The organism is Agrobacterium burrii, from assembly GCF_017313405.1.
Lineage (GTDB): Bacteria > Pseudomonadota > Alphaproteobacteria > Rhizobiales > Rhizobiaceae > Agrobacterium > Agrobacterium burrii.
Map to the genome: position 1 here is coordinate 15,442 of NZ_JAFLNA010000014.1, position 20,884 is coordinate 36,325.

The following is a 20,884-nucleotide window of genomic DNA, read 5'->3' on the forward strand; positions in this document are numbered from 1 at the left end:
GTTCCATGCACGATCTTCTGCTCCGCAACATCAGGCCCATGGCGGGCGATACCTGCGACATTCTGATCAGGCAGGGAAAGATAGCCGGTTTCGGAAAGTTCGAGGCCGAGCCGGGCATGCCGGTCGAGGAGGGGAATGGCGCGATTGTCGTTCCCGGCCTTATCGATGCCCATACCCATCTCGACAAGACGACATGGGGCATGCCCTGGCATGTCAATAATCGCGCCGCGATCCTGCGCCAGCGGATCGACTTTGAACGCGAAAACCGGACACAGATCGGCATCGATCCTCACCGCCAGTCCATGCGCCACGCCATCGGCCTTGCGGCCAATGGCGGCACCCATATTCGCAGCCACGTTGATATTGACCCGACCCATGGCCTGACGCTCGTGGAGGGCATCTGGGAGACCCGCGAGAAGCTGAAGGGCGTCATCGACATCGAAGTCGTCGCCTTCCCGCAATCCGGCGTCATGGTCATGCCCGGCACCGTGGAGCTTATGGACGAGGCCCTGAAACAGGGCTGCGAAGTGCTTGGCGGCATCGATCCCTGCGGCATCGACCGCGATCCAAAGGGCCAGCTGGATATTCTCTTTGCGCTTGCGGTCAAGCACGGCGTGCCGATCGACATCCATCTGCATGAGGCAGCCGATCTTGGCGCCTTCACCATGGAGCTGATCTTCGAGCGTATCCGGGCCAACGGCATGGAAGGCAAGGTCGCTATCAGCCATGCCTTTGCACTTGGAATGAATGATTACCTGCGGGTCGGCAAGCTGATTGAAGAGATCGCAAGGCTCGACGTGGCGATCCTGACGACCGGTGCGCCTTCGGCAAATGTGCCGTCGATCATGCGGCTGAAGGAGGCGGGTGTGCGTGTGGGCGGCGGTTGTGACGGCATTCGCGATACCTGGGGTCCATGGGGTCAGCCGGATATGCTCGACCGGGCAAAGATCATCGGTATGAAGAACGGCCTTCGCTCGGATATCGAACTTGCCCATGTGCTGCATGTGGTTTCGCAGGGCGGAGCCGATGTCATGGGGCTTGGCGATTATGGCCTCTCGGAAGGCTGCGCCGCAGACTTCACGCTGCTTATGGGCGAAACGCTCGCCCATGCCGTTGTTGATATTGCGCCCCGGCCGCTCGTCGTCAAAGGCGGCCGCGTTACCGCCAGAAACGGCAAAGCCATCGTGGAGGCGCCGTGATGAGTGCCGCTTTGCAATCTCTCGCGCTTGGCGAACGTCCGTCGGGCCGCACGCTGCTTACTGCAAGCTGGGTTGTCGGACACAAGGACGGATCACACCGGCTCTTGAAAAACGGCGAGGTGGTCTTCGAGAATGGTGAGATTCTGTTCGTCGGGCACGGTTTTCCGGGCGAGGTCGCCCGTCGCGTCGATTTCGGCAATGCCCTCATCAGCCCCGGCCTGATCGATCTCGATGCGCTCTCCGACCTCGATACGACGATCCTGGGGATCGATCATTACCCCGGCTGGGCCAAGGGCCGGGTCTGGCCGCGATCTTATGTCGAGGCGGGTCCCTACGAGATGTATTCCGGGGAGGAGCTGGCCTTCCAGAAGCGTTTTGCTTTCGGCCAGCTGCTTCTCAACGGCATTACCACGGCTGCGCCCATCGCTTCCCTGTTTTACCGGCAATGGGGCGAAACCGTTGCCGAATTCGAGGCTGCGGCCGATGCTGCCGGCGAACTTGGCCTGCGCGTCTATCTCAGCCCCGCATACCGCTCCGGCGGCATGGTGCTGGAAGAGCCGGGGCGCATGGTGCCTGTTTTTGACGAAGAGCGCGGCTTTCAGGGGCTGAAGGATGCGGTGTCCTTTATCGAAAGACAGAGCGGACGGCATGGTGATCTCGTGCGCGGCATGCTCGCGCCGGATCGGGTCGAGACATCGACGCTCGCCCTGTTGCAAAGAACCGATGCGGCCGCTCGTGATCTTGGATGCAAGTTCCGTCTGCACATGGCGCAGGGCACGATGGAGGTCGATACCGTCCGCAGCCTTCATGGCTCCACTGCGCCCGTGTGGCTGGCCAAGGCCGGTCTCCTCAGCGACCGCCTTGTCGCGCCGCACGCCACCAATGCGACGGACGAAGATCTGGCGCTCTACGCTGAAAATGGCGTTTCCATCGTCCACTGTCCGCTGGTGTCGGCCAGAGGCGGCAGCAAGCTGTCGTCGTTTTCGTCGTGCCGGCAGCGTGGCATCAACATCGCGATGGGCACGGACACGGCACCGGCCGACATGCTGATGAACCTTCTGGTCGGGCTCATCACCTGCCGCATCAGCGACGGTGCTCCCGACAGGGTCCGCTCGGCCGATCTGTTCGACGCCGCCACAATCGGTGGCGCAACGGCGCTGGGTCGGTCCGATCTAGGACATCTCTCAAAGGGCGCCCGCGCCGATATCGCGGTCTTCGATCTCGATGATACCGTCATGGCGCCGAGCGTCGATCCGATTACGACCATCGTTACCGGCGGTTCCGGCAAGATCACACGTGCGGTCTTCGTTGATGGCCGCCTGTCGATGCGCTCAAGGCAGGTCGCGAATATCGACATGGAGCAAGCCCGCGTTCAGGCGCAGGCGCAGTTCGATGGGCTGATTGCGAAATATCCCGAACGAAGCTGGGCCAATCCGCCCGTTTCGGAAATTTTCCCCCCGAGCTACCCGGTGGAGGTTGACGCCAATGGATAACATGAACCAGTCGGTTATCGATGTTCGCAATCTGAAAGTCGAGTTTCCGGGCCGCAGAGGCACGGTGACGGCCCTTTCGGATATCAGCCTGTCGATCCGCCCCGGCGAAATCCTAGGTGTTGTGGGCGAATCCGGTGCCGGAAAATCCATGACCGGGCTTGCGATACAGGGCTTGCTGGAAAAGCCCGGCCGCATCGCCGAAGGCGAAATATGGCTTGGGTCGCGGCGTATCGACAAGTTGGACGACAGGGCGATGGAGAGCATTCGCGGCCGCGAAATCGGTGCGATTTTCCAAGATCCGCTCACCTCTCTCAACCCACTCTTTACGGTGGGCGCTCAGCTGGTCGAAACGATCCGCCAGCATCTGCCGCTCAATAAAAAAGAGGCGCGGGGGCGGGCGGTTCAACTTTTGAAGGATGTCGGCATTCCGTCTCCGGAAGACCGCATTGATCATTATCCGCATCAGTTCTCAGGTGGCATGCGCCAGCGTGTCGTCATCGCCCTGGCGCTGGCGGCCTCGCCGAAGCTCATCATTGCCGACGAGCCGACCACGGCGCTTGACGTATCCATTCAGGCGCAGATCATCTCGCTGCTGCGCAGGCTGTGCAAGGAGAAGCAGACGGCCGTCATGCTGGTCACGCATGATATGGGCGTCATCGCCGAAGCTGCTGATCGCGTCGCCGTGCTTTATGCCGGCAGGCTTATCGAGGTCGGGCCGGTCGAGCAGGTTCTGCATGCGCCGAAACATCCCTATACGCAGGGCCTGATGGCCTCCATCCCCTCGCTCGGCGCGCGGGTGGAGCGGCTCAACCAGATCGACGGGGCGATGCCGCGTCTTGATGCGATCCCCCCGGGCTGCGCCTTCAATCCGCGTTGTGGCTTTGCAGGCCCCCGCTGTCTTCGCGAGCGCCCGGAACTGGAAACGCAGGGCAACAGCGCAAGCGCCTGCTGGATGAATGCAGGAGGAACAGCATGAAAGCCCCGGTGACAAAAACGCCCGCACTGACGGTGAAGGGCCTGACCAAGACCTTCGATGTTTCCGCCCCATGGCTCAACCGCGTCATAGAGCGCAAGCCCCGTCTATTTGTGCAGGCCGTCAACGACATCGACTTCACCGTGCCATCCGGCGGCTGTCTCAGCATCGTCGGCGAAAGCGGCTGCGGCAAGTCCACGGTTGCGCGGCTGGTGACGGGGCTGTTCCGGCCGAGCGCCGGTGAGTTCCGCTTTGCCAAGGGACGAAAGGGTGCGCCGCTTTCAGCGCAGATGATCTTTCAGGATCCTTATGCCTCGCTTAATCCGCGCTGGCGGGTGAAGAACATCATTGCAGAGCCGATCCGGGAACTGAAACTGCGCGCCACCCGTGCTGAGACAATGGAAAGGGTGGAAGAATTGCTGCGAACGGTCGGCCTCTCCGCCTCCGACGGCGAGAAATTCCCGCATGAATTTTCCGGTGGCCAGCGCCAGCGCATTTCGATTGCCCGCGCCCTGGCAAGCGAGCCGGAGTTTCTGGTCTGCGACGAACCGACATCCGCGCTTGACGTGTCGGTGCAGGCGCAGGTGCTGAACCTGATGCGGCGGCTGCAGGACGAGCTGGGGCTCACCTATCTGTTCATCAGCCATGATATGAGCGTGGTCCGCCACATGTCGGACCGTATCGCGGTGATGTATCTCGGCCGCATCGTGGAGGAGGGCGATACGGAGGAGCTGTTCGCCCGCCCGCGCCACCCCTATACGCAGCTTTTGCTGCAGACCATTCCCAATATCGAGGCGCCGCGCCGCGACCGGGAACTGGTGGCAGGTGAAGTCCCAAGCCCGCTCAGGCCGCCTTCGGGCTGCACCTTCCATCCGCGCTGCCCGCTGGCAACGGCCCGCTGTTCGGCGGAAGTGCCGCAGGTGCGCACGCTTGCCGGCGGCACACGCGTTGCATGTCATCTGGTGGAGGATGAAGAGGTGTTGACGCAGGAACGGGAGCGCGCCTGATCCGCAGGGTCAGGCGAGTGCTGCCCGCAGATCATGGGAAAGGTCGCGGATTTCGCTGAGGTCGAGTTCCGCTTCCACATGTTCGAGGTGATGGGTCATCAGATGTGTGGCTCTCGACGGATCATTATTGGCGATCGCATCGACAATTTCCGCGTGCTCGTCAGGCCCGCAGTTGAAGCGGTCCGTGTTACGGTAAACGGCAGTGATGAGGGAGGAACGGGAAATGAGGTCGCGCATGGTGGTGAACAGGAAATCGGAACCGACCGTTTCCGCAAGCAGCAGGTGGAAGCCGCCGGAAAGCTTGATGATGTCGGTGGTGATATTGTGAGCATTGGCCACGCGCTCCTTTTCGACATGGTCGCGAAGCCGTTTCAGATCAGCCTTGGTGGCCGATTTGCACAGTCGCTCAACGACGCATTGTTCTACCGTGCGGCGCACGAAGAACACGTCTCGCGCCTCTTCGACCGACGGTTTGGAAACGAAGGCGCCGCGATTGGGAACGATGGTGACGAGTCCGTCGCGCTCCAGCACGGAAAGCGCCTGGCGGATGCGCGCGCGGCTGACGCCGAAAATGGTGGCGAGCTGCTCCTCCTTCAGCTGCACGCCCGGGCGAAGCCGTCGTTCAGCGATCGACAGCCAGACTTTCTCGACAATTTGCTGCGTGGACTGGCCGTTTTGTTCGGTCATCGGGTTCACTCTCCATTACGGCTAGAGAAGCGTGATGCGGTGGAAAAAGTCAACCGTTTCAACACAGTTTTGGTTGCAAGATTGTCAACAATCTGAAATAATATTGTGTACTATAAACAGGGCAGTTGTCATGGAATTCGACTTCACCACGCTCGAACCGCAGAGCCGTTATCGTCTGCTGACGAATTTTATCGGTCCCCGGCCGATAGCACTCGTCACGACGCGTTCGGCTGCCGGCCACAACAATGCGGCGCCGATGAGCTTTTTCAACGTTTTTTCCCATGATCCGCCGATCGTCGTCCTCGGTATCCAGCCGCGTGTGACGGGTGAGGAGAAGGACACGATGGTCAATATTCGCCGTACCGGCGAATTCGTCATCAACATGGTGGATATGGCCCTGTCGGAACAGATGCTCGTCTGCGGCCTCGGCTTCGACAGCGAGGTGGACGAACTTTCCATGGCGCGGCTGACCGCGACCCCGTGCAGCAAGATCGATGCAAGCTTTGCGGCGGAATCACCCTGCGCCTTTGAGTGCCGGGTGGAGCGTCTGATCGATTATCCGCGCCGCACGCTGGTTCTGGGTGAGGTCGTGCATATGCATGTGCACAAGGATTGCCTCGATGAAGAGGGGCGTTATGTCGATCCGGATCGCTACCAGCCGATCGCACGCCTTCACGCCGACAATTACATTACTTCGGACCGCCAGTTCGTCCTCAAGGCGCCTGCGATTACTGACTTCATCAAGCCAGATGGCGCGTGAAGGTCCTGAAAGGCTTACCCAGATGCATATTCGCCTGATCAACCCGAACTCTACGGCCTCGATGACGGCGAAGGCGCTCGACAGTGCCTTGCGCGTCAAACACATGGATACGAAAATTTCCGCTGCAAATCCCGCCGATACGCCCGTGAGTATCGAAGGTGGGGCGGATGAGGCGCTGGCTGTTCCGGGCCTGCTGCAGGAAATCCGCAAGGGCGAACAGCTGGGCGTTAACGCCTATGTCATCGCCTGCTTTGACGATCCGGGGCTGCATGCCGCCCGCGAAGTGGCGCGCGGGCCGGTCATCGGCATCTGCCAGGCCGCCATTCAGGTGGCCATGACGATTAGCCGCCGATTTTCCATCATCACCACCCTGCCGCGTTCGATCCCCATCATCGAGGACCTAGTCGGCAACTATGGGGCGGAGCGGCATTGCCGCAGGGTCCGCGCCATCAATCTGCCGGTTCTTGGTCTCGAAGAAGATCCGCTCGCTGCCGAATTGATGCTGATCCGCGAAATCGAAGCGGCCAAAAAGGAGGATGCGGCGGAAGCGATCATTCTTGGATGCGCCGGCATGTCGGCTCTGTGCGACAGGCTGCGCGAGGCAACCGGCGTGCCTGTTATCGATGGGGTTACGGCAGCGGTGAAACTCGCCGAGGCGCTGGTGGGGGCGGGTTACGTGACCTCGAAGGTCAATGCCTATGATTATCCGCGCATCAAGGAAGCCATGCTGGTTGCCTGAGCAAGGGACAGCATACGGTTTCGGGCAATGTGGATGCCCGAAACCGCACTGTTTGCAGCCTTAATTAGCGGGCGTGCTTCAATTGCAGGCGTGATACGCCCGCTGCAATGTTTACACCCGTGCCGACCTCGGCGCTGATCGGCTGAAGCGCGAAATTCTTGGCGTTGCCGCCGATCAGGGCGTTTGCGCCAATACCGATGCCGACCGAGGCGGCGGCGGAAGCGCCAACATATTCGCCGCCAAGCGCGCCGTCGCCGATGCGGCTCGCCGCCGTGTTGAACACGATCCAGCTCATATAGGTCTTGCCCGTCACGCCGATATCGAGACCCAGCTTACCGATGGTGCCGGTGTAGCGCTCGGTCTTGCCGGAACGCTGGCGAAACTGGCAATCGACGGTTTTGCTGGAACCGATCACAAGGCCGACCCCACCTGCGATTTCGCAGGACAAGGTCCCGACACGTTCCTTCTGGACGGTTTCAGTCGCGCGCTTCGAGTTGTGCTTGGTTTCGGCCGAGGCGAGCGGTGCAAACGCAAGGGTTGCGATGGCGGTTGCGAGAACGAACTTCTTCATTGTTTATCACTCCTGTTATTGTTGGCGAGGTGGAGGCGCGGGGAGGCCGCGTCCAGCCTGATCGACGGGCGCTGGCGGATCGCCAGATCGGCGATGATGGGTCGCGATGCGAAGCATTCGGCGATGATGACCGCACGTTCGAAGGCAGAGAGTGTTTCAACTTCGCCTGTGAGGACAATGCACCCATCAGAGGAACTGACGGAGATGCTGCTGTTTTCCTGCCCGTCCGCATAGGCGATCAATGCCTGCAACGCGGCGCACAGGCTGATTTCCTGCGGATTGCAGCCCGGTGCCGTGTTTGCGTCCCATGAAAGCATCATCGTGAAACCTCCCGCCCTGAACAATCGGTAGATCACTTTAATGCTTTGGTGATGGCGTCTTTCGCCCGGCCAAGTTTCTCCTGTGCGTGGCCGGCGACTTTTTCTGCCTTGCCTTCCGCTTCAAGTTGCCCATTGCCGGTAATCTTTCCGGCCGCTTCCTTGATGGTTCCCTTGGCCTGGCGGGCAATGCCTTCGATACGGTTTTTGTCCATGATGCACTCCTTCCATCGTTGGATACTGCCGCTGCTGACAACGGCATGATGTGAAGGTAGTGCGGCGCAATGGCCTGAAGCAGAGCATTTTCTACTAGTTGAACTGGTATAAAGTGACCTATTTTTGCTAAAGCAGGCCGCTATTTTTCTCTGCGGCCGGAAAAGCCCCGTTCGCGTGCCCAGATGACCGCTGCAGTACGGCGGTTCACGCCGATCTTGCCATAAAGTGACGCGATATGATTACGAATGGTGTGCTTGGAAAGATGAAGCCTGTCGCTCATTTCCCTGTCGCTGCAACCGTCACAGATAAGCGACAGGATTTCTTCCTCGCGATCCGTCAGGTCCTTCAGCGATGCGGACGGCGTCGTGCTGCGCGCATTCTGGCGCAGCCCTGCCAGTCTTTCGACGACCGTCCTGCTGAACCAGGAAGTATCGGTCATCACGCTTTCGATCGCCTCGATCAGTTCATTTTCCGAGCGTCTGCGTTCGGTCACGTCCTGTATCGCCCAGATGACGCATTGCTGGTCGTTGATCTCGGCGCGTTCGGCAGAAACGATGCATTCGGCAGCGCCGCCATCGCTCAGCTTCATGCGCATGTTTTCATTGCGGATGGGGATGTTGTCCTTCAGCCGTTTCTCTATATCCCGGCGTGCCGCCACGTCTTCCCAAAGCCGCAATTCGCCAGCGGTTTTGCCCACCACCTCCGGCTCCTTGCGGCCGCATAGTTGCAGGAAGGCGTCGTTGACCTCAGTCAGCACGAAGTCCTCCAGCCGCGAAACGGCAGCCGGCGCGGGTGAAAGACGGAAAGACTTGAAGAACCGTTCCTCGCTCTGGCGCAACGCGTTCTGCGCCCTGCGACGCCCGTCAAGATCTGCGAAGGTGAAGAGCATGCAGGGCTCCTCGGCAACCGCGATGGTTTCGCCAGCGACGATCACCAGTCTGTCGCCTCCCGGTATGGGGATAAGCGCCTCCCGCTGGCGGATGATCCTGCCTTCATGCAGCCGCTTCAGCGCGTCCTCACCGGTGTCGCATTCGGAAAACAGTCCAAGCTCCTCGACGCTCACGCCGATAATCTCCTCACGTGTGAAGCCGGTCATTTCAAGAAAGCCCTGATTAACGCGGATGAAACGCTTGTCTTCCAGCCGGCAGATCAGGCCCGGGGCGGGGTTGGCGTTAAAGGCGCTTTCAAAGCGCGCTTCGGCCTCAAAACGGGGTGTTTCATCCCGGATGATGAGGACGAGAACGTCGGGCCTGGCACCGGCATCCTCAAGAACCAGGCCACGTATCGTATGGACCCAGCACTCCTCTTCTTCATTGCCGCTCGGCGACACTTCCACCGTCACGTCGTCGAAATCATCGCCGGCCAGAAGACGCTCGAGCGGATATTGTCCCTCCTCGAGCAGATGGTTGTTGCGATAACGAAGCGTAAAATTGCGCCTGTAGGCCGCTGCATCCTCTCCCAGATCCGTGAGCACCTCGATCCGGTGCATACGAAGTGCCGCCCTGTTTGCCCAGGCAATCGTTCCGTCCTTTTCGACCAGGATCAATCCGTCGCTCAACCCGGCGATCAGATTTTGCAACACAAGCCGGTTGATCTTCGGAATGTCTGCGTGCTCGTCCATATTGCCCCCGGCATGTTAATCCCCGTGCGGGTTATAACGCATGGTTGAGGCAAGTGTTGCAGCAAACTCAAGGAGACGTGTCGCAATCCGGCGGTCTTTCGCTGCGACTGGATTTGCGACGGGGCTCACCTCACGTTAGTGTCGCCGTGCACGCCGTCCTACACAGCGACGCGTGTTACGGGAGGCAGGATGATCGACAAGCTGGAGTTTTTCATCGCGCTTGCGCGTGCCGAGCACTTCGGGCGGGCGGCGGAGGAGTGTGGCGTTTCGCAGCCAACGCTTTCTGCGGCCATCCGGCAACTCGAGGATCAGCTCGGCGTCGTGCTTGTCGTGCGCGCGGCGCGGTATCAGGGCCTGACGCCGGAAGGCCAGCGGGTTCTGGAATGGGCAAGGCGCATCGTTGCCGATACACGCACCATGCGGGAGGAAATGCGGGCGGCGCGCAAAGGTCTTGCCGGTCATATCCGCCTTGCCGTCATCCCCACCGCCCTTGCCATGGTGCCGCGTCTTACCGAGCCGTTTCAGGCGCGCCATCCGGCGGTCACGTTCTCGGTCACCTCCCGCACCTCGCTGCAGGTTCTGAGCCAGATCGAAAATCTCGAGATCGATGCGGGAATCAGCTATCTGGACAATGAGCCGCTTGGCCGGGTCACTACGGTTCCTCTTTATTCGGAGCGGTATCATTTGATCGCAGCAGCCGGCACGCCGCTTGCCGATCAGGAAAACGTGACCTGGAAGCAGGTCTCGGATCTTCGGCTTTGTCTATTGACTTCCGACATGCAAAACCGCCGTATTATCAACAAACACATGGCCGAAGCGGGTGTCGAGGCGAAGCCCACGCTCGAATCCAATTCAATGATCGTGCTTTTTTCCCATATTCGCACGGGTCAATGGGCTTCGATAATGCCGCGTAACATCGCGGAATCATTTGGTTTTCCAAAACAGATACGAATGATCCCCATCACCGAGCCGGATGCGGAACATCTGGTCGGACTGATTGCGACCTATCGCGAACCGCATACGCCGCTCGTATCGGCATTGCTGCACGAGGCGCGATTGCGCGCCGCCGCCTCCGTTTTTGATAGAAATTTCCTATCGACTGACGGAAAGGCGTTATTGACCTGATCTGGATCAGCTAGCCATTCTTTCCGGCATCAGGCGGGTGCGACGTAACGGGTCAGGATGTGGAGGTCCTCCGTTCGAACCATCTGCCCCAAGTCGGTTTGGGAGGACTGGCCTTATGAATATTCGTGCGGTGGCCGTGGATGAGGCGGCCCGTGTTTCCGCCATCATCGAAGACTGTCTGCATCTGGAAGGGCCGATGCTGCCCATTCTGCACAGGGTGCAGGAGGATTTCGGTTATGTGCCTGAAAGCGCCAAGCAGGTCATTGCCTTGGCCCTCAATGTCTCGCGGGCCGAAGTGCATGGCGTCGTCAGTTTTTATCCTGACTTCCGTGATCATCCCGGTGGACGCCATGTCCTGAAGCTCTGTCGGGCAGAGGCTTGCCAGTCGATGGGCGGCGAGTCTCTCAACAATACCATCAGACAAAAGCTCGGTCTTGACTGGCACGAGACGGCTGCGGATGGCTCGGTCACGCTTGAGCCGGTCTTCTGTCTCGGGCTCTGCGCCCAGGCGCCGGCCCTGATGCTGGACGGCGATGTTTATGCAAGGGTAGACGAGCACTGTCTTGGCGACATTCTGGCGGAGGCGCGCCGATGAGCATCACCGTTTTCGTACCGTGCGATTCCGCCGCTTTGGCTGTCGGTGCAGATCGCGTTGCCGAAGGCATCCGGAGCGAAGCGGCCGCCCGAGGCCATGATGTGCACATCGTGCGCAACGGTTCGCGTGGCCTGCTCTGGCTGGAAGTCTTGGTGGAGGTTCGCACCGATCACGGCCGTATCGCCTATGGCCCGGTCAAGGCTTCTGATGTTTCCGCCCTTTTCGACGCCGGTTTTCTTGATGGTGGCGATCATGCGCTCTGTCTTGGGCCTACCAAGGATATTTCGTTCCTGAAAAGCCAGACGCGCCTGACGTTTGCGCGCTGCGGCGTGACCGATCCGCTGTCGCTTGAGGATTACCGCACCTATCAGGGCATGAAAGGGCTGGAGAAGGCCGTTTCGATGGCGCCTGCCGAGATCGTCGGCCAGGTAACGGAAAGCGGCCTTCGCGGGCGCGGCGGCGCGGGTTTCCCGACGGGCATTAAATGGAAGACCGTCGCCGATGCCATGGCCGACCAGAAATATATCGTCTGCAACGCCGATGAGGGCGACAGTGGCACCTTTGCCGATCGCATGATCATGGAGGGTGACCCCTTCGTGCTGATCGAGGGCATGGCCATTGCCGGGCTTGCGGTCGGGGCGACGAAGGGTTTCATTTACACCCGCTCGGAATATCCCCACGCCATCAGAACGATGGAGAAAGCCATCGAGATCGCCCGGCGCGAAGGCGTGCTTGGCAACTCGGTGCTGGGGTCGGGCCGCGCCTTCGATATGGAAGTGCGCATGGGGGCCGGCGCTTATGTGTGCGGTGAGGAAACCTCGCTGCTCAACAGCCTTGAGGGCAAGCGTGGCACGGTGCGCGCCAAACCGCCGCTTCCGGCGCTGCAAGGCCTGTTCGGCAAACCGACGGTGGTCAACAATGTAATCTCGCTCGCGTCGATCCCGGTGATCATGGATCGCGGCGCGGCCTTTTATCGGGATTTCGGCATCGGCCGTTCGCATGGCACGATCCCGATCCAGCTTGCCGGCAATGTCAAACATGGCGGATTATACGAGACCGCGTTCGGTTTGCCGCTCGGGCAACTGGTCAACGATATCGGTGGCGGCACGATTACCGGCCGTCCCGTCAAGGCGGTTCAGGTCGGCGGTCCGCTGGGCGCTTATTTTCCCGTCTCGCTGTTCGACACGCTGTTTGACTATGAGGCATTTACCGCCGCCGGCGGCCTGATCGGTCATGCGGGCATCGTCGTTTTCGACGACACCGCTGACATGCTGCGTCAGGCCCGTTTCGCACTTGAGTTCTGCGCCGTCGAAAGCTGCGGAAAGTGCACGCCATGTCGCATAGGTTCGACGCGTGGTGTCGAAACAGTCGACAAGATTTCCCTTGGAATAGAGCGGGAGCGTAACACGGCGCTGCTCGAAGACCTCTGCGAAACGATGAAATTCGGTTCGCTGTGCGCGCTTGGCGGTTTCACGCCTTATCCCGTCATGAGCGCGCTGCGGCATTTCCCGCAGGATTTCGCACCCATCCCACGCATCGAAGCGGCGGAGTAAGACCATGGCCCTTGTTTTTGAAAACGACTACGGAACACCGAAATCCCTGTCCACCGAGATGGTGACACTGACTATCGACGGCCGTGAAATCACCGTGCCAGCGGGAACGTCGATCATGCGCGCTTCGAGGGAAGCGGGCATCGATGTTCCCAAACTCTGCGCCACCGACATGGTCGATGCGTTCGGCTCCTGTCGGCTCTGTCTTATCGAGGTGGAGGGCCGCAACGGCACCCCCGCCTCCTGCACCACGCCGGTTGCTTCAGGCCTTGTCGTGCACACCCAGACGGAGCGTCTGAAACAGATCCGCAAGGGCGTGATGGAGCTTTACATCTCCGACCACCCGCTTGACTGTCTGACCTGCGCCGCGAATGGCGATTGCGAATTGCAGGATATGGCCGGTGCCGTGGGCCTGCGCGATGTGCGCTACGGTTACGATGGCGACAACCATGTGAAGGCCCGTGCCGGTGATGGCGTTCTCAATGCCAACTGGATGCCGAAGGATGAGAGCAACCCTTATTTCACCTATGATCCCTCGAAATGCATCGTCTGCTCCCGCTGCGTTCGCGCCTGTGAGGAAGTGCAGGGGACGTTTGCGCTGACGATTGAAGGTCGCGGCTTCGAGAGCCGCGTGTCGCCCGGCGCGCATGAAGCGTTTCTCGATTCCGAATGTGTGTCCTGCGGCGCCTGCGTGCAGGCCTGTCCAACGGCGACGCTGACCGAAAAATCGGTGATCGAAATCGGCCAGCCGGAACATTCGCTGGTCACGACCTGCGCCTATTGCGGCGTCGGCTGTTCGTTCAAGGCGGAGATGCGCGGTGAAGAGCTGGTGCGCATGGTGCCGTGGAAGGACGGGCAGGCCAATCGCGGCCATTCCTGCGTCAAGGGTCGCTTTGCTTATGGTTATGCCAGCCACCGCGACCGTATTCTCAACCCCATGGTCCGGGAAAAGATTTCCGATCCGTGGCGGGAAGTGACGTGGGAAGAGGCTTTTTCGCATGTCGCCTCGGAATTCCAGCGGATTCAGGGGGCTTATGGCCGCGAATCCATCGGCGGCATCACCTCGTCGCGTTGCACCAATGAAGAGACCTATCTGGTTCAGAAACTCATCCGCGCCGGTTTCGGCAACAACAATGTCGATACCTGCGCCCGCGTCTGCCATTCGCCGACGGGTTATGGTCTGGGACAGGCTTTCGGCACCTCTGCCGGCACGCAGAATTTCGATAGCGTCGAGCACTCGGATGTCGTCCTTGTCATCGGCGCAAACCCGACCGACGGCCATCCGGTTTTCGGCTCTCGCCTGAAGAAGCGGTTGCGCCAGGGCGCCAAGCTGATCGTTATCGATCCGCGCCGCATCGATCTCGTCCGCACACCGCATGTGGAAGCGTCTTTCCACTTGCCGCTGCAGCCGGGCACGAACGTCGCCGTGCTGACGTCGCTCGCCCATGTCATCGTCACCGAAGGACTGTTCGACGAGGCCTTTATCCGCGAGCGCTGCGACTGGTCGGAATTTGAAGACTGGGCCGCTTTCGTTGCGGAACACCAACACAGCCCGGAGGAGACCGAAAGCTTTACCGGCGTACCGGCAGAGGAGTTGCGCGGTGCCGCAAGGCTGTTTGCCAAGGGTGGCAATGGCGCGATCTATTACGGTCTCGGCGTTACCGAACACAGCCAGGGCTCGACCACCGTCATGGCGATTGCCAATCTGGCGATGGCCACCGGTAACATCGGCCGGCCGGGTGTGGGCGTCAATCCGCTGCGCGGCCAGAACAATGTGCAGGGTTCGTGCGATATGGGGTCATTCCCGCACGAGCTGCCGGGCTATCGGCATATTTCCGATGACGCCACGCGCGACGTGTTTGAAAAACTCTGGGGTGTGAAGCTCAACAACGAGCCGGGGCTGCGCATTCCCAACATGCTGGATGCCGCCGTCGACGGCAGCTTTAAGGGCATCTATATTCAGGGCGAAGATATTCTTCAATCCGATCCGGACACCAAACATGTCTCCGCCGGTCTCGCCGCCATGGAATGCGTGGTCGTCCACGATCTTTTCCTCAACGAAACGGCGAACTACGCGCATGTCTTCCTGCCCGGCTCGACCTTCCTCGAAAAGGACGGAACCTTCACCAATGCCGAACGCCGCATCAACCGCGTTCGCAAGGTGATGACGCCGAAAAATGGCCTTTCGGACTGGGAGGTCACGCAGAAACTTGCCCAGGCCATGGGGCTTGGCTGGAATTACACGCACCCGTCTCAGGTCATGGACGAAATCGCAGCCACCACGCCAAGCTTTGCCGGTGTTTCCTATGACTATCTGGAGGTCAACGGTTCGGTGCAGTGGCCCTGCAACGAGAAATTCCCGATGGGCTCGCCGATCATGCACGTCGACGGTTTCGTGCGCGGCAAGGGCAAGTTCATCCGCACCGAATATGTGGCGACGGATGAGCGCACCGGCCCGCGCTTCCCGCTGCTTCTGACCACGGGACGTATCCTGTCGCAATACAATGTTGGCGCGCAGACAAGGCGCACGGAAAACGTCGTGTGGCATGAGGAGGACCGGCTGGAAATCCATCCGCACGATGCCGAACAGCGCGGCGTCAAGGATGGCGACTGGATCAAGCTCGTCAGCCGCTCCGGCGATACCACGCTCAGAGCGCTGATCACCGACCGCGTCGCCCCCGGTGTGGTTTATACCACCTTCCACCATCCGGGCACGCAGGCCAATGTCATCACCACCGACTTCTCCGACTGGGCGACCAACTGTCCGGAATACAAGGTGACCGCCGTGCAGGTGTCGGCTTCGAACGGGCCGACGGAGTGGCAGGAGGAATATGACGCGCTTGGCCGCCGGTCGCGGCGGATCACCGGCAAGCTGGAGGCAGCCGAATAATCGGGGCCGGGGGTGACCCGGTCATTTGAAACACGGACGCCGACCGGCAGGCGGCGCGGGGGAACAGCATGTTGCTTAATCACACCGACGAAAAACTGGTGAGGATGGCGAACCAGATCGCGACTTTTTTCCTCTCGCAGCCGGAGGGTGTCCGCATCGACGGCGTCGCCACCCATATCAACAAATTCTGGGAACCGCGCATGCGCCGCCGGTTTTTCGAGATTGTCGATGCCGGTGCCGGAGAGTTTTTGCCGCTGGTGATAGCGGCCTCGCAGGAGATCAAAAGGCCCGGAACGCCTGTCGATGATGCGGTCGGCCTTGGGGAGGATGCCAAGGGTGCGCCGGGCGGCAAAGGGCCGGCTGCGGGTGAGTCCCTGTCCGAACCGAGCATTCCTGAAACCAGACATTGAGCGGCGGCGAGGGGGCCGCGTTCGCCGCATGGGAGAGCATTCGGCGGTTTCGCCCTGCCATACGGGGCGCGAAATTTGTCCAGACATCCACGAGGGAGGTAGTGTCAATGGCAGTAGCAGGCGTATCTGCGGGAGAACCGGTGCAGGCCGGAATTCTGGACCGCGAACGGATCATAGCGAAACCCGGATTTAACCGGTGGCTGGTGCCGCCGGCGGCTCTGGCCATTCATTTATGCATCGGCATGGCCTATGGCTTCAGCGTCTTCTGGCTGCCGCTGTCGAAGGCGCTGCCGGTGACGGATCCCAGTTGCTCCAGCATCACCCTTGTCGGTGCGTTGTTCACAACGGATTGCAACTGGCGTGTGGCCGATCTCGGCTGGATTTACACGCTGTTTTTTGTCCTTCTGGGTTGCTCGGCGGCAATCTGGGGCGGCTGGCTGGAAAGGGTAGGGCCGCGCAAGGCCGGTTTCGTCTCCGCCTGCTGCTGGTGCGGCGGCATTCTGGTTGCGGCGCTGGGCGTCATGACGCATCAATTATGGCTCATGTGGCTCGGGGCCGGCGTTATCGGCGGCATCGGGCTGGGGCTCGGTTATATCTCGCCGGTCTCGACCCTGATCAAATGGTTTCCGGATCGTCGCGGCATGGCGACCGGTATGGCAATCATGGGCTTCGGCGGCGGTGCGATGATCGGTGCGCCACTTGCCAATATCCTGATGAACACCTTCAAGACGGATGTCTCCGTCGGCGTGTGGCAGACTTTCGTCGTCATGGCCTTGATCTATTTCGCCTTCATGATGGCGGGTGCTTTTGGTTATCGTATTCCGCCCGCCGGCTGGCGTCCGGAAGGCTGGACGGCGCCCGCAGCCAAAAGCGCGATGATCACCCATCGTCACGTGCATCTGCGCGATGCGCACAAGACGAAGCAGTTCTGGCTGATATGGGTGGTGTTGTGCCTCAATGTTTCGGCTGGCATCGGCGTCATCGGCATGGCGTCACCCATGTTGCAGGAAATCTTTGCCGGTTCGCTGATCGGCCTTCCGGGCGTCGGTTTTGCGGATCTGGATGCCGGTCAGAAGGCACAGATCGCCGCCATTGCGGCGGGGTTCACCGGCCTGCTGTCATTGTTCAACATCGGCGGGCGGTTCTTCTGGGCCTCGATGTCCGACAAGCTGGGCCGCAAGAACACTTACTTCTGCTTCTTCATCCTCGGCATCATTCTCTATGCCCTGGCCCCGACATTTGCGACCATGGGCTCCAAGGCGTTCTTCGTTCTGGCTCTGGGCATCATCCTGTCGATGTATGGCGGTGGTTTCGCGACTATTCCCGCTTATCTCGCTGATATCTTCGGCACGCAGTTCGTCGGCGCCATCCATGGTCGGCTGCTGACGGCATGGGCAACGGCCGGCATCGCCGGACCGGTGGTCGTCAACTACATCCGTGAAGCGCAGATCGCCGCCGGTGTTGCACCGGGTCCGGCGCTATACACCAGCACCATGTATATATTGGCGGGCATGCTGGCGATCGGCCTTATCGCCAACGCGTTCGTGAAGCCGCTGCCGGAAAAATGGTTCATGTCGGATGCGGAGGTTGCCGCACTTCAGGCGAAAACCGCGGCCGCCAGCGCCGGCCCGACCGGCTCATTCGGCATCGGCAGGGGTGGTCTCGACGCCAAGGCCGCCTTCGCGTGGCTTGCGGTCGGCATACCGCTTCTCTGGGGCGTGTGGGTCACAGTCAGAAGCAGCCTTGCGCTGTTTGGCTGAGCGGATTTCGTTCGGTCATGCAGAATGAGTGCGCCGCTGACGAGGAATGCGTCTGCTTGTAGTCGGTGTGTTGCCTGATCAAGGCGCTAAAAAGAGGGAGGTGGTTCAGGTTCCATGAGCCGCTTCCCCAAACTCGCAAACACTGTCGGCCTCGTCGCAGGTTCAAATCTGAGCCACGCCAATGCGCGCTTTAATTTTCCGGGGGCTGAACTTCTCTTTTATTATCCCGGCCGGCCTTTGGTGGCCGCACCTCTTTGCGCTGGTTAGCGCCCGCGTGCACGCTTGGCGAGGAGAGCGGAGGTGGCCGAAGCGCGGTCCGACTGTTCTTTCGCAAGACGTGCTTCCCGAAGCCGCAGGCTCTTTGCTTCGCGGGATCGCGCAATGGAATCAAGCTCCTCGAATGCTTCTTCCTTCGCGAAAAACGGTGCCTGAATATGGCTGAAGGCAATCTCCGCCTTCTGGCGAGAGATGCTGTATTTTTCTGTCATCGGTGTTCCGGTGGTAAGGCTCGGCAAGCGAGCAAAAAACAAAAGGCCAGGCGATGTGCCTGGCCTTGATTGGGTTAGTATGCTTCCGGCAGTGCCAGTACATCCGTGGTCAAAGGAAAGCAAATACCCGTTCAGGCAGCCTGCAGGTTGCAGGCCGACATTTTACCCGACTTGTTGTCGCGCTCCAGATCGAAGCTGACCTTCTGGCCTTCGACGAGTTCACGCATACCTGAACGCTCAACGGCGGAGATATGAACGAAAGCATCGGTGCCGCCATTGTCAGGCTGAATGAAGCCGAAGCCCTTGGTGGAATTAAACCATTTAACTGTGCCAGTGGTCATGATGAACCCTTTCATAGCAATAGAGAAACCACAGCACTCAGGCGCTGCGGATGATGATAGCGATTTTGAAAGGAAAGGTTCGTTCAGAACGCGTTGCCAGACACGTGATAAGCAAAGCTAAGCAAGCAAATTCGATTGCCTCTTCTATCGGGTCGATGTCGCAATGTCAACTATTGGTTTCCATATCGGAATCTTCGTCAAGAAATTGCGTCGCGGTGGGGATCGGTAGGTTGGCCGAAAGCCGAGCATTAACAAAGGCCAAGCTTGAGGCTCGGCCTTTGCAGATGGCTGGCTTGAGCGCGGATCGGTGTCACCGCCAGCTGGCAAGCAACCCTTCAAGTGTGGCGCGATCTTGCTTATCGAGACGCGCAAGCCCCGGCGCGCGAACGGGACCGACCGTAAGCCCGAGGATTTCCATCGCTTCCTTCACCACCGTCACATTCGCGCCATTGCGGTACCGTGTCCGCAACCGTTCGAACAACTCGATCTTTTCGACGATCTTTCGGGCCGCGTCGAAATCACCGGCCGTCAGGGCTTCGAGGACCTGCAATGAAAACTGCGGCGCGACGTTGACGAGACCCGATGTGAAACCGCGTGCGCCGGCCGCGCAGAAGGCGGGCGCCCAGCTTTCCGCCAGTCCGCAGACGTACAAAGCCCCGTTCGGATCGGAAGCTGCAATCGCGCGCGACAACAGCATGATGTCGGTGGTGGCGAATTTGATGCCGGCGACATTCTGGTGGCTGGATAGCCTGACCATGTCATCGACCGAAAAACCGTCGGCACGGACATAGGCCACCAGCGGCAATTCGCTGCCCTCTGCAAGGCCGATAAAATAGTCGATCTGCGATTGCGGAGCTGCAAAAGGGTCGACCGGCTGATGCGACATGACGGCGGAAGCCCCCATTTCCTTTGCCTGCCGCGCCATGGACAGTGCCTCTCGCTGCGAGCGCCCGATCGCCGCTGTTACCGGGGCTTTCCCGTTCACGCCTTTTATCGCGGCCTCATAGACCGTCAGAATTTCAGCGGGCGTCAGGGCGTAGAACTCGCCGGTATTACCCGCTGCGACGATATTATGGATGCCCGCCTTTGCCACGCGGGCGTAAACCTCGGCGGTGACACCGGCGTCCACTTCGCCGCCTGCATCATAAGCCGTCACGGGAACGCCGGAGATGCCTTGCAGGGCCTGGCGAAAATCGAATGTCGTCATCAATTTGTTCCTCAAGGTAAAAGGGCGTCTCAGATGGAGAATTTGTGCACGGGCGTGCCGGCGACAGGCGCATCGAATGCAACGACCGTGCCCGCCGTGGAAACACCGTTGGTTTCGGTCACGAGACTGGTGAGATAAAGCGTCTTAAGGTCCGGACCGCCGAAACACGGCATGGTCGGCCCCTTGAAAGGCAGCCTGTAGATCTCGAATAACTCGCCTTCAGGCGTAAAGCGGTTGAGACGTCCGGCCTGAACGCCGGCGCTCCAGTAACAGCCTTCGCTATCGGTCGCAGCACCATCCGGCCTGCCTTCGTCGGGCGCGAAATCGTGAAGGCGTTCGGCCGGGCCGAGCTTGCCGGTGGCGACATCGAAATCGAATGCCTGATACATGAGGCCACTGCTGTCGGAATGGTACATCCGCTTTCCGTCAGGGCTCCAGGCAAGCCCGTTCGATGTGAACATATTGCCGTTGATGATACGCTCGATGCCGCCGTCAGGCGCGACACGATAGAGACGCGCATTGCCTGTGGGCACGGCGGCCTCGTCGCGGGTTCCTACCCAAAAATGCCCGTCCGGGCCAACCTTGCCGTCGTTCAGGCGGCTGTCGGGTCGCCCTTGATCGGGATCGCACAGAAGGTCGAGCTTGCCGTTTGCGGGGTCGAGCAGATGCACGCCGGTCTTGAGGCCCGCCACAACAAGGCCATTGTCGCACAGACCGAGACAGCCCACCTGGGCGGGCATGTCGAACCTGTCCAGCTTCCCGTCCGCATGCAGGCGGAAAATCGCCGGGGCGAGAATATCGACGAACCACAGATTGCCCGTCCGCTCGTCCCATGCGGGCGATTCGCCAACCTTCAAAGGCGTATCGACGAGGGATCGAAGTTTCGGTTCTATGATGCGCGGCTGGCTCACTGATTATTCTCCATCGCCCGTTTA

Annotated in this window: 21 protein-coding genes; 12 read left to right on the forward strand and 9 right to left on the reverse strand. The window is 60.2% G+C overall.

The annotated features are described in order from the left end of the window. Positions 1-5 precede the first annotated feature (5 nt). Genes JZX89_RS22285 through JZX89_RS22300 form a run of 4 tightly spaced genes read left to right on the forward strand, consistent with a single transcriptional unit; the run spans position 6 to position 4,672 of the window. Positions 6-1,199: an amidohydrolase family protein gene (locus JZX89_RS22285; RefSeq protein WP_207135319.1), complete on the forward strand. Its 1,194-nt coding sequence runs from the start codon at positions 6-8 to the stop codon at positions 1,197-1,199. Then, complete coding sequence (locus JZX89_RS22290; protein ID WP_207135320.1) at positions 1,199-2,692, forward strand: amidohydrolase family protein; 1,494 nt, start codon at positions 1,199-1,201, stop codon at positions 2,690-2,692. The genes JZX89_RS22285 and JZX89_RS22290 overlap by 1 nt, the downstream gene beginning before the upstream one ends. Further along, positions 2,685-3,668, forward strand: coding sequence for an ABC transporter ATP-binding protein (locus JZX89_RS22295; RefSeq protein WP_149901018.1), 984 nt, complete (start codon positions 2,685-2,687; stop codon positions 3,666-3,668). Before JZX89_RS22290 ends, JZX89_RS22295 begins: the two co-directional genes overlap by 8 nt. Then, positions 3,665-4,672, forward strand: a complete 1,008-nt coding sequence (locus JZX89_RS22300) for an ABC transporter ATP-binding protein (RefSeq protein WP_207135321.1) — start codon at positions 3,665-3,667, stop codon at positions 4,670-4,672. The genes JZX89_RS22295 and JZX89_RS22300 overlap by 4 nt, the downstream gene beginning before the upstream one ends. Before the next feature lie 9 nt (positions 4,673-4,681). On the opposite strand, the gene JZX89_RS22305 is transcribed toward JZX89_RS22300, so the two are convergent. Beyond that, positions 4,682-5,359 (reverse strand): GntR family transcriptional regulator, encoded by a 678-nt coding sequence (locus tag JZX89_RS22305; RefSeq protein ID WP_153516084.1) that lies wholly within the window; start codon positions 5,357-5,359, stop codon positions 4,682-4,684. A gap of 130 nt (positions 5,360-5,489) precedes the next feature. Between JZX89_RS22305 and JZX89_RS22310 the strand changes: the two genes are divergently transcribed. Then, entirely contained in the window at positions 5,490-6,119 is a 630-nt protein-coding gene (locus tag JZX89_RS22310) for a flavin reductase family protein (RefSeq protein WP_142857941.1), read from the forward strand. Between the two features lie 22 nt (positions 6,120-6,141). Beyond that, positions 6,142-6,858 carry an aspartate/glutamate racemase family protein gene (locus tag JZX89_RS22315; protein ID WP_207135322.1) on the forward strand — a complete coding sequence of 239 codons (717 nt, stop codon included), beginning with the start codon at positions 6,142-6,144 and terminating at the stop codon, positions 6,856-6,858. Positions 6,859-6,922: 64 nt separating this feature from the next. On the opposite strand, the gene JZX89_RS22320 is transcribed toward JZX89_RS22315, so the two are convergent. The 4 genes from JZX89_RS22320 to JZX89_RS22335 all read right to left on the reverse strand — a co-directional run bounded on the left by JZX89_RS22320 (position 6,923) and on the right by JZX89_RS22335 (position 9,583). Continuing rightward, entirely contained in the window at positions 6,923-7,429 is a 507-nt protein-coding gene (locus JZX89_RS22320; protein WP_149901022.1) for a DUF992 domain-containing protein, read from the reverse strand. Next, complete coding sequence (locus JZX89_RS22325) at positions 7,426-7,749, reverse strand: BON domain-containing protein (RefSeq protein WP_188356124.1); 324 nt, start codon at positions 7,747-7,749, stop codon at positions 7,426-7,428. The genes JZX89_RS22320 and JZX89_RS22325 overlap by 4 nt, the downstream gene beginning before the upstream one ends. Before the next feature lie 32 nt (positions 7,750-7,781). Continuing rightward, entirely contained in the window at positions 7,782-7,961 is a 180-nt protein-coding gene (locus JZX89_RS22330; protein WP_149901023.1) for a CsbD family protein, read from the reverse strand. Positions 7,962-8,101: 140 nt separating this feature from the next. Then, positions 8,102-9,583 (reverse strand): helix-turn-helix transcriptional regulator, encoded by a 1,482-nt coding sequence (locus JZX89_RS22335; RefSeq protein ID WP_149901024.1) that lies wholly within the window; start codon positions 9,581-9,583, stop codon positions 8,102-8,104. Positions 9,584-9,772: 189 nt separating this feature from the next. Between JZX89_RS22335 and JZX89_RS22340 the strand changes: the two genes are divergently transcribed. The 6 genes from JZX89_RS22340 to JZX89_RS22365 all read left to right on the forward strand — a co-directional run bounded on the left by JZX89_RS22340 (position 9,773) and on the right by JZX89_RS22365 (position 17,913). Then, the gene (locus JZX89_RS22340; RefSeq protein WP_149901025.1) at positions 9,773-10,708 is read left to right on the forward strand and encodes a LysR family transcriptional regulator; all 936 of its coding nucleotides are present in this window, start codon (positions 9,773-9,775) and stop codon (positions 10,706-10,708) included. Positions 10,709-10,823: 115 nt separating this feature from the next. Continuing rightward, positions 10,824-11,303, forward strand: a complete 480-nt coding sequence (locus tag JZX89_RS22345) for a formate dehydrogenase subunit gamma (RefSeq protein WP_207135323.1) — start codon at positions 10,824-10,826, stop codon at positions 11,301-11,303. Continuing rightward, positions 11,300-12,856 carry a formate dehydrogenase beta subunit gene (locus JZX89_RS22350; protein WP_207135324.1) on the forward strand — a complete coding sequence of 519 codons (1,557 nt, stop codon included), beginning with the start codon at positions 11,300-11,302 and terminating at the stop codon, positions 12,854-12,856. The genes JZX89_RS22345 and JZX89_RS22350 overlap by 4 nt, the downstream gene beginning before the upstream one ends. Before the next feature lie 4 nt (positions 12,857-12,860). Then, on the forward strand, positions 12,861-15,743 hold the full coding sequence (gene fdhF, locus JZX89_RS22355; RefSeq protein ID WP_207135325.1) for a formate dehydrogenase subunit alpha: 2,883 nt from the start codon (positions 12,861-12,863) through the stop codon (positions 15,741-15,743). Positions 15,744-15,811: 68 nt separating this feature from the next. Beyond that, the gene (locus tag JZX89_RS22360) at positions 15,812-16,153 is read left to right on the forward strand and encodes a formate dehydrogenase subunit delta (protein WP_174375073.1); all 342 of its coding nucleotides are present in this window, start codon (positions 15,812-15,814) and stop codon (positions 16,151-16,153) included. A gap of 107 nt (positions 16,154-16,260) precedes the next feature. Further along, a complete protein-coding gene (locus JZX89_RS22365) occupies positions 16,261-17,913 on the forward strand; it encodes an OFA family MFS transporter (RefSeq protein WP_149901030.1) in 1,653 nt (550 codons plus the stop codon). Positions 17,914-18,176: 263 nt separating this feature from the next. Here JZX89_RS22365 and JZX89_RS22370 read toward each other — a convergent pair whose 3' ends face one another. The 4 genes from JZX89_RS22370 to JZX89_RS22385 all read right to left on the reverse strand — a co-directional run bounded on the left by JZX89_RS22370 (position 18,177) and on the right by JZX89_RS22385 (position 20,860). Next, a complete protein-coding gene (locus tag JZX89_RS22370) occupies positions 18,177-18,401 on the reverse strand; it encodes a hypothetical protein (RefSeq protein ID WP_149901031.1) in 225 nt (74 codons plus the stop codon). 131 nt (positions 18,402-18,532) lie between these two features. Further along, positions 18,533-18,742, reverse strand: coding sequence for a cold-shock protein (locus tag JZX89_RS22375; protein ID WP_153516092.1), 210 nt, complete (start codon positions 18,740-18,742; stop codon positions 18,533-18,535). 310 nt (positions 18,743-19,052) lie between these two features. After that, positions 19,053-19,949, reverse strand: a complete 897-nt coding sequence (locus JZX89_RS22380) for a dihydrodipicolinate synthase family protein (protein WP_207135326.1) — start codon at positions 19,947-19,949, stop codon at positions 19,053-19,055. A 29-nt stretch (positions 19,950-19,978) separates the two neighbouring features. Further along, the gene (locus JZX89_RS22385) at positions 19,979-20,860 is read right to left on the reverse strand and encodes an SMP-30/gluconolactonase/LRE family protein (protein WP_207135327.1); all 882 of its coding nucleotides are present in this window, start codon (positions 20,858-20,860) and stop codon (positions 19,979-19,981) included. Between the last annotated feature and the right edge of the window lie 24 nt (positions 20,861-20,884).

What these genes read in the sequence shown, in the direction of transcription:
- JZX89_RS22285 (WP_207135319.1), top strand. Translation starts at nt 6, where the DNA reads ATGCACGATCTTCTGCTCCGCAACATCAGGCCCATGGCGGGCGATACC.
- JZX89_RS22290 (WP_207135320.1), top strand. Translation starts at nt 1,199, where the DNA reads ATGAGTGCCGCTTTGCAATCTCTCGCGCTTGGCGAACGTCCGTCGGGC.
- JZX89_RS22295 (WP_149901018.1), top strand. Translation starts at nt 2,685, where the DNA reads ATGGATAACATGAACCAGTCGGTTATCGATGTTCGCAATCTGAAAGTC.
- JZX89_RS22300 (WP_207135321.1), top strand. Translation starts at nt 3,665, where the DNA reads ATGAAAGCCCCGGTGACAAAAACGCCCGCACTGACGGTGAAGGGCCTG.
- JZX89_RS22305 (WP_153516084.1), bottom strand. Translation starts at nt 5,359, where the DNA reads ATGACCGAACAAAACGGCCAGTCCACGCAGCAAATTGTCGAGAAAGTC.
- JZX89_RS22310 (WP_142857941.1), top strand. Translation starts at nt 5,490, where the DNA reads ATGGAATTCGACTTCACCACGCTCGAACCGCAGAGCCGTTATCGTCTG.
- JZX89_RS22315 (WP_207135322.1), top strand. Translation starts at nt 6,142, where the DNA reads ATGCATATTCGCCTGATCAACCCGAACTCTACGGCCTCGATGACGGCG.
- JZX89_RS22320 (WP_149901022.1), bottom strand. Translation starts at nt 7,429, where the DNA reads ATGAAGAAGTTCGTTCTCGCAACCGCCATCGCAACCCTTGCGTTTGCA.
- JZX89_RS22325 (WP_188356124.1), bottom strand. Translation starts at nt 7,749, where the DNA reads ATGATGCTTTCATGGGACGCAAACACGGCACCGGGCTGCAATCCGCAG.
- JZX89_RS22330 (WP_149901023.1), bottom strand. Translation starts at nt 7,961, where the DNA reads ATGGACAAAAACCGTATCGAAGGCATTGCCCGCCAGGCCAAGGGAACC.
- JZX89_RS22335 (WP_149901024.1), bottom strand. Translation starts at nt 9,583, where the DNA reads ATGGACGAGCACGCAGACATTCCGAAGATCAACCGGCTTGTGTTGCAA.
- JZX89_RS22340 (WP_149901025.1), top strand. Translation starts at nt 9,773, where the DNA reads ATGATCGACAAGCTGGAGTTTTTCATCGCGCTTGCGCGTGCCGAGCAC.
- JZX89_RS22345 (WP_207135323.1), top strand. Translation starts at nt 10,824, where the DNA reads ATGAATATTCGTGCGGTGGCCGTGGATGAGGCGGCCCGTGTTTCCGCC.
- JZX89_RS22350 (WP_207135324.1), top strand. Translation starts at nt 11,300, where the DNA reads ATGAGCATCACCGTTTTCGTACCGTGCGATTCCGCCGCTTTGGCTGTC.
- fdhF (WP_207135325.1), top strand. Translation starts at nt 12,861, where the DNA reads ATGGCCCTTGTTTTTGAAAACGACTACGGAACACCGAAATCCCTGTCC.
- JZX89_RS22360 (WP_174375073.1), top strand. Translation starts at nt 15,812, where the DNA reads ATGTTGCTTAATCACACCGACGAAAAACTGGTGAGGATGGCGAACCAG.
- JZX89_RS22365 (WP_149901030.1), top strand. Translation starts at nt 16,261, where the DNA reads ATGGCAGTAGCAGGCGTATCTGCGGGAGAACCGGTGCAGGCCGGAATT.
- JZX89_RS22370 (WP_149901031.1), bottom strand. Translation starts at nt 18,401, where the DNA reads ATGACAGAAAAATACAGCATCTCTCGCCAGAAGGCGGAGATTGCCTTC.
- JZX89_RS22375 (WP_153516092.1), bottom strand. Translation starts at nt 18,742, where the DNA reads ATGACCACTGGCACAGTTAAATGGTTTAATTCCACCAAGGGCTTCGGC.
- JZX89_RS22380 (WP_207135326.1), bottom strand. Translation starts at nt 19,949, where the DNA reads ATGACGACATTCGATTTTCGCCAGGCCCTGCAAGGCATCTCCGGCGTT.